This is a genomic window from Streptomyces sp. NRRL S-455 (assembly GCF_000717875.1).
In the GTDB taxonomy this organism is placed as follows: domain Bacteria; phylum Actinomycetota; class Actinomycetes; order Streptomycetales; family Streptomycetaceae; genus Streptomyces.
Genome location: NZ_JOCT01000054.1, coordinates 1 through 13206, shown reverse-complemented (window position 1 = coordinate 13206; position 13206 = coordinate 1). Strand labels below are relative to the sequence as shown.

General features: G+C 72.0%; 7 protein-coding genes and 2 pseudogenes. 8 read left to right on the top strand and 1 reads right to left on the bottom strand.

The window, feature by feature from the left end; all coding sequences use genetic code 11:
- Positions 1–46: 46 nt before the first annotated feature.
- The 6 genes and pseudogenes from IE97_RS0137680 (at position 47) to IE97_RS0137660 (ending at position 8111) form a co-directional block, all read left to right on the top strand.
- A complete protein-coding gene (locus IE97_RS0137680) occupies positions 47–1822 on the top strand; it encodes an ABC transporter ATP-binding protein (RefSeq protein ID WP_030252057.1) in 1776 nt (591 codons plus the stop codon).
- The gene (locus IE97_RS0137675; RefSeq protein ID WP_030252053.1) at positions 1819–3591 is read left to right on the top strand and encodes an ABC transporter ATP-binding protein; all 1773 of its coding nucleotides are present in this window, start codon (positions 1819–1821) and stop codon (positions 3589–3591) included. Before IE97_RS0137680 ends, IE97_RS0137675 begins: the two co-directional genes overlap by 4 nt.
- Before the next feature lie 167 nt (positions 3592–3758).
- Positions 3759–4821 (top strand): annotated as a pseudogene (locus IE97_RS43905) (M4 family metallopeptidase); the annotation flags it as partial.
- Positions 4822–4860: 39 nt separating this feature from the next.
- Positions 4861–5793, top strand: coding sequence for a M4 family metallopeptidase (locus IE97_RS43900; RefSeq protein ID WP_420706172.1), 933 nt, complete (start codon positions 4861–4863; stop codon positions 5791–5793).
- A 224-nt stretch (positions 5794–6017) separates the two neighbouring features.
- Positions 6018–7521 (top strand): annotated as a pseudogene (locus IE97_RS39020) (M4 family metallopeptidase).
- A gap of 68 nt (positions 7522–7589) precedes the next feature.
- Positions 7590–8111 carry a DUF1990 domain-containing protein gene (locus IE97_RS0137660; protein ID WP_030252050.1) on the top strand — a complete coding sequence of 174 codons (522 nt, stop codon included), beginning with the start codon at positions 7590–7592 and terminating at the stop codon, positions 8109–8111.
- Between the two features lie 69 nt (positions 8112–8180).
- Here IE97_RS0137660 and IE97_RS0137655 read toward each other — a convergent pair whose 3' ends face one another.
- Entirely contained in the window at positions 8181–10799 is a 2619-nt protein-coding gene (locus IE97_RS0137655; protein WP_030252046.1) for a glycosyltransferase family 1 protein, read from the bottom strand.
- A 290-nt stretch (positions 10800–11089) separates the two neighbouring features.
- Between IE97_RS0137655 and IE97_RS0137650 the strand changes: the two genes are divergently transcribed.
- Together IE97_RS0137650 and IE97_RS39015 are read left to right on the top strand one after the other, a co-directional pair.
- Positions 11090–12292, top strand: a complete 1203-nt coding sequence (locus tag IE97_RS0137650; protein ID WP_030252041.1) for a S8 family peptidase — start codon at positions 11090–11092, stop codon at positions 12290–12292.
- A 214-nt stretch (positions 12293–12506) separates the two neighbouring features.
- A partial coding sequence (locus tag IE97_RS39015; protein WP_158708394.1) for a maltotransferase domain-containing protein occupies positions 12507–13206 on the top strand: 700 nt, incomplete at its 3' end.

Below are 13206 nucleotides of genomic sequence, written 5' to 3'. Positions count from 1 at the left end.
GTCTGGCGTAGGGCGGGGGCGGAGGGCGGGGGCGGAGGGCGGGGGGATGATCGACGCGTACGAGGACCCGGGAACACCCGACCGGCGTGGTGGTGCCCGCTACCTGTGGTGGCTGGTCACCAGGCAGCCCGGGCGGTGCGCCGCCGGGGCGGTGTTCGGCAGCGTCTGGATGGTGCTGCTGGCGGCGACTCCGTATCTGATGTCCCGGGCGATCGACGACGGCCTCGAACCCGGCGACATGGGTGCCCTGGCCGGCTGGAGCGGGGCGCTGTTCGCGGTGGGGGCGTTCAACGCCTGGCTGAGCATCATGCGGCACCGCACGATGACCCGGGTCCGGATGGACGCCAACTTCCGGACGGTGAAGGTGGTCGTCGGACAGTCGGTGCGGCTGGGTGCCTCCCTGCGGAGGCAGGCGGGCGCCGGGGAGGTCGTCACGATCGGCGTGGGCGACGTGCAGACGGTCAGCCAGTCGCTGACGGTCGTCGGGCCCGGCGTCGGAGCGGTCCTGGGTTATCTGGTCATCGCCGTGCTCCTGGTGTCGGTCTCGGGGACGGTCGCCCTGGTCGTCCTGCTCGGCCTGCCGGTGATCGCCCTGCTGGTCGGGCCACTGCTCGGCCGGCTGCAGGGGTCGGAGGCGGAGTACCGCGAGCGGCAGGGCGTGCTGACCGCGCGGATCGGCGACCTCGCGGGCGGACTGCGGGTCCTCGCCGGCCTGGGCGGCAAGCAGCTCGTGGCGGACGCCTTCCGGGAGGACTCGCGGCGGCTGCGTGAGCAGGGGTACCGGGTGGGGGCGGTGACCAGCTGGGTGCAGGCGCTGGGTCTCGGGCTGCCGACCCTGTTCCTCGCGGTGGTGACCTGGCTCGCGGCCCGCCTCGCCGCGCACGGCGACATCACCGTGGGCCAGCTGGTGTCCGTCTACGGCTATGTCGCGGTGCTGGTGTGGCCGGTGGCCTTCCTGGTCGAGTGCGGGTACCAGATCAGCCGCGGCCTGGTGTCCGCACGGCGCGTCGTACGGTTCCTGCGCCTGGAGCCGATGACCGACACGGGGACCCGGGACGCCCCGTCCGAGCCGTCGGCCCTGCACGACCCGGATTCCGGCGTCCGTGTCCTGCCGGGCCGCCTGACGGCGTTGGTGGCGGAACACCCCGGGGACGCCACGACGGTGGTGGACCGTCTGGGCCGCTACCTCCCGTCGAACGTGACGTGGGGTGACACACGCCTGGACGAGATCGCGCTGGATCAGCTTCGCCGGCGCATCCTGGTGGCCGACCATGAGGCGGACCTGTTCGCAGACACCCTGCAGGGCATGATCGGACCCGCTGGGGGCGCGGGGCAGCGTCGAGATGCGGCTCCGCCGCGGGGCGCGACAGGCCACGAACGGCCCGCATCCGCCCACGACGCACAACTGGCAACCCGAACCGCGCTCCACGCGGCCGCGGCCGAAGACATCGTCCAGGCCCTCCCCCAAGGCCTGGACACCCCCATGGACGCCCAGGCCCGCAACCTCTCCGGCGGCCAGCGCCAGCGCATCCGCCTGGCAAGAGCCCTCCTGGCCGACCCCGAGATCCTCCTCGCCGTCGAGCCCACGTCGGCCCTGGACGCCCACACGGAAGCCAAGGTCGCCGCCCGCCTGAGGGCGGCCAGGGAAGGCCGCACCACCGTCGTGACCACCACCTCTCCCCTCGTCCTGGACCGCACGGACACCGTCCACTACCTCAAGGACGGCAAGGTCGAAGCCTCCGGCACCCACCACGAACTGCTCGACACCGTCCCCGGCTACCGGGCCCTCGTGGCGAGGGACACGGAAGAGGTCCCGCGATGAGCCGCGGACACCTGCCGGTCGCCGAACGGGCCGACGTACGACGCGCCCTGATCGGGCTGGTACGGGCCGATGCCCGTGCCTTCGGAGTCGTCCTGGGTCTGAACGCGCTGGCGGCCGTGGCCGCACTGGCCGGCCCGTGGCTGCTGGGCCGCATGATCGACGACGTGCGGGCCGGGCAAGGGGTGGCCGCCGTGGACCGGCTGGCGCTGCTCCTGCTGCTGTGCGCGCTGGCGCAGGTGCTGCTGGCACGCTGGGCCCGCTACGTGGGGCACCGCTTCGGGGAGCGGACCCTGGCCCGGGTGCGGGAACGGTTCGTGGACCGGGCGCTGACGCTGCCCGCTTCGGTGGTGGAGCGGGCCGGCACCGGTGACCTGACGGCACGCGGAACGGCGGACGTGACGACCGTCGGCAACACCCTGCGGGACGCGGGTCCGATCCTGCTGGTCAACCTGGTTCAGGCGGTGTTCCTGGTCGCCGCGGTGTTCCTGGTGAACCCGCTGCTCGGCGCCCTCGCGGTGCTGGCGCTGACTCCCATCTGGATCGCGTTGCGCTGGTACCTGCGCCGGGCCCGGGACGGGTATCTCGCCGAGGGGGCCGCCACGTCGGACGTGGCGGAGATCGTGGCCTCGACGGCGGCCGGGGCGCGCACGGTGGAGGCGTTCGGGCTGCGGGAGCGGCGAACGGCCGCGAGCCGGGACGCCCTGGAGGCCTCCCGCCGCACCCGTTTCTACACGCTCTTCCTGCGCTCGGTGTTCTTCCCGGTCATGGAGGCGTCGTACGTCCTCCCGGTGGCCGGGGTGCTGGTGATCGGCGGGGCACTGCACTCGTCCGGCTCGATGAGCCTCGGAGCGGTGGTGGCGGCGGCCCTGTATCTGACGCAGCTGAGCGCGCCGTTGGACGAGGTCCTGGTCCGGATCGAGCAACTGCAGGCCGGAGGCGCCTCGTTCGCCCGGGTGGAGGGGCTGGCCCGGGCCCCGCGGGCGGCCGGGGAGGGTGACGGTCCCGACCCGGACGGCGACCGCATCGACGTCACCGGCGTGCGCTACTCCTACGACGGGGGCGCCGAGGTGCTGCGCGGTGTCGACCTGACGGTGACGCCCGGGGAACGGCTGGCGGTGGTGGGGCCGTCCGGTGCCGGCAAGACCACGCTGAGCCGGCTGATGGCGGGCGTCGACGCGCCGACCGCCGGCTCGGTGACGGTCGGTGGTGTGCCGGTCGTCGGGCTCGGGCCGGAGCGGCTGCGCCGTCAGGTCGTCCTGGTCACCCAGGAGCACCACGTGTTCCTGGGCACGGTCCGCGACAATCTGCGCATCGCCGAACCGGCCGCCACGGACGGGGAGTTGTGGAGGGCACTGGCCGCGGTCGGCGCCGACGCCTGGGTGCGGGAGCTGCCGGAGGGCCTGAATACCCCGCTGGGCCAGGGCGGTCACCGTACCGACGGCTCGCAGGCCCAGCAGCTCGCCCTGGCCCGTGTGGTGCTGGCGGATCCGCACACCCTGATCCTCGACGAGGCGACCGCTCTGCTCGACCCGACGACCGCCCGGCACACCGAACGCGCCCTGGCCGCCGTCCTCGAGGGGCGCACCGTCATCGCCGTGGCGCACCGGCTGCACACCGCGCACGACGCCGACCGGGTGGCCGTGATGGAGGACGGGCAGCTCACCGAACTCGGCACGCACGACGAGCTGGTGGCGGCCGGCGGGGCGTACGCGGCGCTGTGGCACTCGTGGCACGGTGACCTGCCCGGTGCCGGAGAAGCGTCCGTATAGCGAACATGAACTTCCGGTCAACGAACCGTTTCCGGCCATACTTTTGACGCGCTCCTGACAGTAAGCGCGGTCCCCTGCCACGCTTCCCACGACTGCTCCACGGCAACCCCACGGCAACACCTCCACCTCCCCAGGCCGGGCGACCCCCGGCCCCGCAGAAGGAGTCAGTGTTGAGAAGCAGTTCCTCGCGAAGAGGCACCTCCCACAGACGCACTCCCCACACCCCCCGCCGCACCGCGGCCGTGGCCCTCGCCGGCGTCGCCGCGCTGATCGCCGCCGCCGTGCAGAGCGGCACGGCCACCGCCGCCCCGGAGAAGGCACCGTCGGCCGCGAGCAAGGCGAACCCCGGCTCGGAGTCGGTCAGGCTCACCCCCGCCCAGCGGGCCGCGCTGATCCGGGAAGCCGACGCCGGGAAGGCGCGGACCGCCCGTGACCTGGGCCTCGGCGCCAAGGAGAAGCTGGTCGTCCGCGATGTCCTCAAGGACCGCGACGGGACGGTGCACACGCGCTACGAGCGCACCTACGACGGCCTGCCCGTGCTCGGCGGCGACCTGGTCGTCGAGAGCACGAAGGCGGACGCCACCGCGTCGGTCGTGAAGGCCACCCGCGCCGCGATCGAGCCGGCCACGACGAAGGCAGCGGTGCCCGCCGCGAAGGCCCGCCGGCAAGCACTGACCGCGGGCAAGGCCGACGAGGCCAAGAGCCCCGACATCAACCGGGAGCCCCGCAAGGTGATCTGGGCCGCGAACGGCAAGCCGGTCGTGGCGTACGAGACGGTCGTCGGCGGCTTCCAGCACGACGGCACCCCGCAGGAACTGCACGTCGTCACCGACGCCACCACCGGCGAGAAGCTGTACGGGTGGGAGGCCATCGAGACCGGCACCGGCAACACGGTCTACTCCGGCACGGTCGACCTCACCACCACCCAGTCCGGGTCGACGTACAACCTCACCGACGGCGCCCGCGGCAACCACAAGACGTACAACCTCAACCGCGGCACCTCCGGTACCGGCACCCTCTTCTCCGGCCCCGACGACATCTGGGGCAACGGCAGCCCGTCCAACCTGGAGTCCGCGGGCGCCGACGCCCACTACGGGGCCGCGCTGACCTGGGACTACTACAACAACGTGCACGGGCGTTCGGGTATCCGTCCACTACGGCAACAACTACGTCAACGCGTTCTGGTCGGACAGCTGCTTCTGCATGACCTACGGCGACGGCTCCGGCAACGCCAACCCGCTGACCTCGATCGACGTGGCCGCCCACGAGATGACCCACGGGCTCACCTCCAACACCGCGGGCCTCAATTACAGCGGCGAGTCGGGCGGTCTGAACGAGGCCACCTCCGACATCTTCGGCGCGACCGTCGAGTTCTACGCGAAGAACACCTCGGACGTCGGTGACTACCTCATCGGCGAGGAGATCGACATCAACGGCGACGGCTCCCCGCTGCGCTACATGGACAAGCCCAGCAAGGACGGCAAGTCCAAGGACAGCTGGTACTCGGGCCTCGGCTCGATCGACGTGCACTACTCGTCGGGCCCCGCGAACCACTTCTTCTACCTGCTGAGCGAGGGCAGCGGCACCAAGACCATCAACGGTGTCACCTACAACTCGGCCACCTCCGACGGCCTCCCGGTCGCCGGCATCGGAAGGGACAAGGCGGAGAAGATCTGGTTCCGCGCGCTGACCACGAAGTTCACCTCGACGACCAACTACGCGGGGGCCCGCACCGGCACCCTCGCGGCGACCGGTGAGCTCTACGGCACGGACAGCGCCGAGTACAAGGCGGTCCAGGACGCGTGGGCGGGCGTCAACGTCGGAACCCGCTCCGGCGGTGGCGGCGGGGGCGGCACGTCCTTCGAGAGCACCGCCGACGTGGCGATTCCGGACCTGGGCGCGGCGGTCACGTCGCCGGTCACCGTCTCCGGGCGGACGGGCAACGCTCCGTCCGACCTCCAGGTGGCCGTGGACATCGTCCACACCTACATCGGTGACCTCCAGGTGCAGCTGGTCGCCCCGGACGGCACGGCGTACACGCTCAAGGGCTACGGCACCGGCGGCAGCGCGGACGACCTCGCCACCACGTACACGGTGAACGCGTCCTCCGAGGTCGCCAACGGCGTCTGGCAGCTGCGGGTCCAGGACAACGCGGCTCGCGACACCGGCTACATCAACAGCTGGAAGCTGACCTTCCCGTAGGCCGCGGCGCATCGCTTCGCGGCTCCCGGGTCAGGGCGCCGTCCCGGCGGGTTCGACTCCCCCGGGACGGCGCCCGCCTCATGTCTCCGCGACATGCACCCGCCGTCGATTTCCGGCCAACATCACACACGCTCCTGACATGTACGCGTCCGAGGTGCCACTCTTCCCCCACCCGCGCACAGCACCACAGCACCACGGCAGTTCCCCCACACCTAGGAGCTTGTGTGACCTCCCCTCTCTACGCGCGTCACAAGCGCACCACGCTGGCCATCGCCACCGCCGTCGCGGCCGGCGCCCTGCTCACCACCGGTCTGACCTCCGGCAGCAGCGCCGCCGCCGACTCCGCCTCCGGCAAGCCGGCCCTCGCCGCAGCACCCGTCCTGCTCTCCGCCCCCGCCCGCACCGCCCTCATCAAGGAGCAGCAGGCGGACGCCGCCGGGACCGCCGACGAGATAGGCCTCGGCGCCCAGGAGAAACTGGTCGTCAAGGACGTCGTGAAGGACGCCGACGGCTCCGTCCACACCCGCTACGAGCGGACCTACGCGGGTCTGCCGGTCCTCGGCGGCGACCTCGTCGTGCACGAGTCGAAGTCCGGCGAGACCAAGAGCGTCACCAGAGCCACGAAGGCCGCCCTCAAGGTGGCCTCGCTCAAGCCGACGGTCACCGTGGCCAAGGCAGAGAAGCAGGCCGTGACCCTCGCGAAGGCGGCCGGCTCGGAGAAGACCGAGGCGAACTCCGCGCCCCGCAAGGTGATCTGGGCGGCCGACGGCAAGCCCACCCTCGCCTACGAGACGGTCGTCGGCGGCCTCCAGGAGGACGGCACCCCGAACGAACTGCACGTCATCACCGATGCCGCGACCGGCGAGAAGCTCTACGAGTACCAGGGCATCGAAACCGGCACCGGCCACACGACGTACAGCGGACAGGTCAGCCTCGGCACCACCAAGTCGGGCTCGTCGTACACCCTCACCGACGGCACCCGCGGCAGCCACAAGACGTACAACCTCAACCGCCGCACCTCCGGCACCGGCACCCTGTTCTCCGGCTCCGGTCCACTACGGCAACAACTACGTCAACGCGTTCTGGTCGGACAGCTGCTTCTGCATGACCTACGGCGACGGCTCCGGCAACGCCAACCCGCTGACCTCGCTCGACGTGGCAGCCCACGAGATGAGCCACGGCCTGACGTCCAACACGGCGGGCCTGGTCTACAGCGGCGAGTCCGGCGGTCTGAACGAGGCCACCTCCGACATCCTCGGCGCGGGCGCGGAGTTCTTCGCCGACAACGCCTCGGACGTCGGTGACTACCTCATCGGCGAGGAGATCGACATCAACGGCGACGGCTCCCCGCTGCGCTACATGGACAAGCCCAGCAAGGACGGCGACTCGGCCGACGCCTGGTCCTCCAGCCTCGGCGGCCTGGACGTCCACTACTCCTCCGGCCCGGCCAACCACTTCTTCTACCTGCTGTCCGAGGGCAGCGGCACCAAGACCATCAACGGCGTGACCTACAACTCGCCCACGTCCAACGGCTCCACGGTCACCGGCATCGGCCGCACCAAGGCGCTGCAGATCTGGTACAAGGCGCTGACGACGTACATGACGTCGACGACCAAGTACGCGCAGGCCCGCACGGCGACCCTGAACGCCGCCAAGGACCTCTACGGCGCGACCAGCACCGAGTACAAGGCGGTCGCGGCCGCCTGGTCGGCCGTCAACGTCGGCTGACCGAGCAGGAGTGACGGGCGGTACCCGGAGCGACGGCCGCTCCGGGTACCGCCCTACTCTTGGGGACCATGTCTTCGGAGGACTTCACCTACGCCGATGTCGGCGCCACCCGCGACGAGGGGTTCTGCCCTCCCGGCTTCCGCCCCATGAACGTACGCACCCGCCTCGGCGAGGGCGAGGAGCTCTTCCGCCGGGCCTCGGAAGCGGTCCTCACCTGGGAGATGCACCGGGCGGTGGGCGTCGGCGTCGACACGAGCGCGGACCGGGCCGCCCCCGGCGTCGACGTCACCGTCACGCTGGCCGGCATGATCAAGGCCCCCTGCCGGGTGATCTGGACGATCGAGGAACCCCGCCGCGCCGGCTGGGCCTACGGAACGCTGCCCGGCCACCCCGAGTGCGGCGAGGAGTCCTTCGTCGTCGACCGCACGGGCGACGGCACGGTCTGGCTGACGGTGAACGCCTTCAGCCGCGCCGCCAAGTGGTACGCGAGGGCCGGCGGCCCGGCGACCCGGGGAATCCAGCATGCCTATGCGCGACGGTGCGGCAGCGTCCTACGGAACCTGGCAGCGCAGGGTGGTGCGGATGCCTGAGGGGCGCGGGGCTGTATCGATGTGCGGCTCCGCCGCGTGAGCGCGACCAGCCCCCGCGCGCAGCCAAGGTCAACGCATCAACAACCCCGCAGCCTCCACCAGTTCCTCAGAAGGCCCGGCCATCAAGCCCAGCTCCGCACTGGACGCCAGCAACCGGTGAGCCGGCAGAATCCGCACCGTGTATCCGAAAGGCCCGGTGCGATCCAGTGACAAGGGCCCTTCGTAAACCCATCGCCCGTCCTGGTCGGGAGACCCCACCGGCTTCAGAGGAACAACCGTCGCGTCACCGATCCGGTCCTCCTCGTCCACCCGCCCGGACACCACCTGCACATCGACATCGTCCGGCCCGAGATCACCGAGACCGACCCGCACGCGGAGCCCCAGCGTCGTCCCCAGCTCCGCCAGCGCCTCGGACGCCGACGTCTCCACATGGTCGACCGTGACCCCCGGCCACGCCGCCCGCACCCGGCCCTTCCACTCCGCGAGATCCCGCGCCGCGTCCGGATCCATGGACCGGTGGGCGAGCGCGGCCGGCGTGTAGAGCCGCTCGACGTACTCGCGGACCATCCGCCCGGCCAGCACCTTCGGCCCGAGCAGGCTCAGCGTCTGGCGGACCATCTCGATCCAGCGGTCGGGCAGCCCGCTCCGGCCGCGCTCGTAGAAGCTGGGCGTCACCCGCTGCTCCAGCAGGTCGTACAACGCCGCGGCCTCTATGTCGTCGCGGTGGTCCGGGTCGGTCCCGACCCCGTCGGCCGTCGGGATCGACCAACCGAAGTCGGGCTGGAACCACTCGTCCCACCACCCGTCCAGGACGGACAGATTCAGACCACCGTTGAGCGCGGCCTTCATCCCGGACGTGCCGCAGGCCTCCAGCGGCCTGAGCGGATTGTTCAGCCAGATGTCGCAGCCCGGGTACAGCTTCTGCGCCATCGCCATGCCGTAGTCGGGCAGGAACACGATCCGGTGCCGCACGCGCGGATCGTCCGAGAACCGCACCAGCTCCTGCACCAGCCGTTTTCCGCCGTCGTCGGCCGGGTGCGCCTTGCCCGCCACGACGATCTGGACCGGCCGCTCGGGGTGCAGCAGCAGATCCATCAGCCGGTCGCGGTCGCGCAGCATCAGCGTCAGGCGCTTGTACGACGGGACGCGCCGGGCGAAGCCGATGGTGAGGACGTCCGGATCGAGCACCCCGTCGATCCAGCCCAGCTCGGCCGTGGCGGCCCCGCGCTGCCGCCAGGAGGCCCTCAGCCGCTCCCGCACCTCCGTCACGAGCTGCTCGCGCAGGTCCCGTCGCAGTTCCCAGATCTCCCGGTCGGGGATGTCGGCCACGGCGTCCCAGCGGTCCGAGCCGCCGACGGTCAGCGCGTCCTCGGCACGCTGGACGCCGATCTGCCGGGCGCCGAGCCGGAACACCTCCGGGGCGACCCAGGTGGGCGCGTGCACGCCGTTCGTCACGGAGGTGATCGGCACCTCGTCGGCGTCGAAGCCCGGCCACAGCCCGGAGAACATCTCGCGGCTGACGTTGCCGTGCAGCAGGGACACGCCGTTGGCGCGCTGGGCGAGGCGCAGGCCCATCACGGCCATGTTGAACAGGTTGGGCTCCCCGCCGGGGTAGGTCTCCATGCCGAGCCGGAGGACGCGTTCGACGTCGATGCGCGGCAGTTCGGCGTCGGGGCCGAAGTGCCGGGCGACCAGTTCGCGGTCGAAGCGGTCGATGCCGGCCGGGACGGGCGTGTGGGTGGTGAAGACGGTCCCGGCCCGGACCGCCTCCAGGGCCGAGTCGAAGTCGAGGCCGTCGGCGCACAGTTCGGCGATCCGCTCCAGGCCGAGGAACCCGGCGTGTCCCTCGTTGGTGTGGAACACCTCCGGCTCGGGGTGCCCGGTCAGCCGGCAGTAGGTGCGCACCGCCCTGACCCCTCCTATGCCGAGCAGCATCTCCTGGAGCAGCCGGTGCTCGCTGCCGCCGCCGTAGAGCCGGTCGGTCACGCCGCGCTCGCCGAGGTCGTTCTCCTCGACGTCCGAGTCCAGCATCAGCAGCGGGACCCGGCCGACCTGCGCCTGCCAGATCCGGGCGCGCAGCTGCTTGCCGCCGGGCAGGGCGAGGGCGACCTGGGCGGGCGTGCCGTCGGGCTCCTCGAGGAGCACCAGGGGCAGCTCGTGAGGGTCGAGGACGGGGTAGTGCTCCTGCTGCCAGCCGTCGCGGGAGAGGGTCTGGCGGAAGTAGCCGTGCCGGTAGAGCAGGCCGACGCCGATCAGCGGGACGCCGAGGTCACTGGCGGCCTTCAGGTGGTCGCCGGCCAGGATGCCGAGGCCACCGGAGTACTGCGGCAGGGCCGCCGTGATACCGAACTCGGGTGAGAAGTAGGCGATGGCGGCGGGCAGTTGGTCGGGCTGGGTCTGATACCAGCGGTCGCCGGTCATGTAGTCGTTCAGGTCGCCCGCGGCCTCGGCGAGGCGGCGCAGGAAGCGGCGGTCTCCGGCCAGGTCCGCGAGCCGCGCCGGCGGCACGCTGCCCAGCAGCCGGATCGGGTCGCCGCCCGAGGCGGCCCACCGCTCGGGGTCGACGGACTGGAACAGGTCACGGGTCTCCGCATGCCACGACCAGCGCAGATTGCGGGCCAGATCACCGATCGGCCGGAGAGGGTCGGGGAGCACGGGTCGGACGGTGAATCGACGGATCGCCTTCACGGGTTCCACCTCGGCGCGTTCGCTGGTTGACGCAGGGCTTTGACACAGGGCTTCATCGACGTCTCCTACGACAGTACCGGCGCCGGCGCCGCCGCCGCTGAGGCTCCGCCACCGCCACCCCCGATCGGCCGGAACCGTCCTGCCCCCGGATATGGCCGATTCCGCCCCCATAGGCGTCCTTGTGGTGCTTCACCCGTCACGAGAGGCTGCGCAGTGGCGTACCGGCCCGCGCGGCCCCACGCGGAGCCGCGCGGCGGCCGTACGCCGAGTCGAGGAGGGGAACTCGGACCATGGCACGGACGCGCAAGGGGCGTCTGCGCTGGACGGGGGGCCTGGCCGCGGCGATCTGCGCCGCCGCGTTTTCAGCCATCACCCTGCCCGCGCACGCCGTACCGGAGGGGCGGATACTCGGCGCCGGAGGACCCGGCTCCGTGCACGGAAGTTATCTGGTGACACTGGAGGAGGGCACCCGGGCACCGTCGGCGGCCGGGAAGAGCCTCGCCGAGCGGTACGGGGTGGAGATCAGCCACACCTACGACACGGTCCTGAACGGCTACGCGGTCCGGGCGGACGAGAGACGGGCCGCGCGGCTGGCTGCCGACCCGCGGGTCGCCTCCGTCGTCCAGGACACCCGCGTGCGCCTGGACCGCACCCAGCGCAACCCCCCGTCCTGGGGGCTGGACCGCGTCGACCAGCGCGCCCTGCCGCTGGATCTCGGCTACACCTCGCCCGGATCGGCGGGCGACGGCGTGACGGTGTACGTGATCGACACCGGCGTCCGCACCACCCACCGGGATTTCGGCGGACGGGCCGGTCATGGCTGGGACTTCGTCGGGAACGACAAGATCGCCTCGGACGCCAACGGACACGGCACACACGTGGCCGGCACGGTCGCCGGGACGGCCCACGGCGTCGCCAAGAAGGCCCGGATCGTCTCGGTGCGCGTCCTCGACGCCGCGGGTGGGGGCACCACGGCCCGGGTGATCGCCGGGATCGAGTGGGTGACCCGGCACGCGAAGAAGCCAGCGGTCGCCAACCTCAGCCTGGGCGGCCCGCGCAACGACCGGCTGGACGCCGCCGTCCGCGCCTCCATCGCCTCCGGAGTCACTTACACGGTCGCCGCGGGCAACGGCGGCAGGCCGGCCGGCCTGTACTCCCCGGGGAGCGTCAAGGAGGCGATCACGGTCGGCGCGACCGACCGGAGGGATGCAAAACCGGCCTTCTCCAACCACGGTCCGGCCCTCGATCTGTTCGCCCCGGGCGTGGGCATCACCTCCGCGTCCGCCGCGAGCGACACCGCGCGGGCCACGTTCTCGGGCACCTCGATGGCCTCCCCGCACGCCGCGGGCGCGGCCGCGCTCCACCTCGCCGATCATCCGAAGGCGACTCCCGCCCAGGTCGGGAGGGCCCTGGCCGCGGGAGCGGCGACCGGGAAGGTCCTGCGCCGGGGCATCGGTTCGCCGGACAAGTTACTGCGGGTGCCGCGGGGGTAGGCGAAGGAACAGACATGCCAAGGGGCCGGCCTCGTCCCTCGCGGACGAGGCCGGTCTTGTGTGTCGACATACGCGCGAGTAGTTAACAAAGTGCCGGATTGCCCACCCGAATAGGGTGGGAAGGCTCCTCCGGGTACCCCTCTCAGGAGCACCACGCAGGACCCACCTCCCCACAGACATCCGCCTACCGACGTTGACGCGGACAGGAGCGGTCATGCCCGCCAAGCACCATTCGTCACCACCCTCGACCCGCCGCACCGGGGCACGCGCGCCCGGCGGAGACACACGCCCCGTGCGCCCCGCCGACGCCGGGCCACCGGGCTCGCCACCACCCCCCGCGGGCGACGCGACCGCCGTCGGGCGCATACCCGTCCTCGACGTCCGCCCGGTCGTCCAGCACGGACGCCGACCGGCCAAGGCCGTGACCGGCGAGACCTTCGAGATCTCGGCGACGGTGTTCCGGGAGGGGCACGACTCGGTCGCCGCCAACGTCGTCCTGAAGGATCCCGAGGGCCGCCCCGGACCGTGGACGCCGATGCGCGAACTGGCCCCGGGGACGGACCGGTGGGGCGCCGAGGTCACCGCCGGGGAGCCCGGTCCGTGGACGTTCACCGTGGAAGCGTGGGGCGATCCGGTGGCCACCTGGCGTCACCACGCAGAGATCAAGATCCCGGCGGGCCTGGACACCGACCTCGTCCTGGAGGAGGGTGCACGCCTGTACGAGCGGGCGGCCGCCGGTGCGCCCGAGGGAGGCCCGCGGGACGTGATCCTGGCCGCCGTCGAAGCCCTGCGGGACGAGAACCGCCCGGCGTCGTCGCGGCTGGCGGCGGCGTTGACGCCGGAGGTGGACGAGGTGCTGGCGCGGCATCCGCTGCGGGAGCTGGTCACCAGCAGTGAACCGCTGCCGCTGCTGG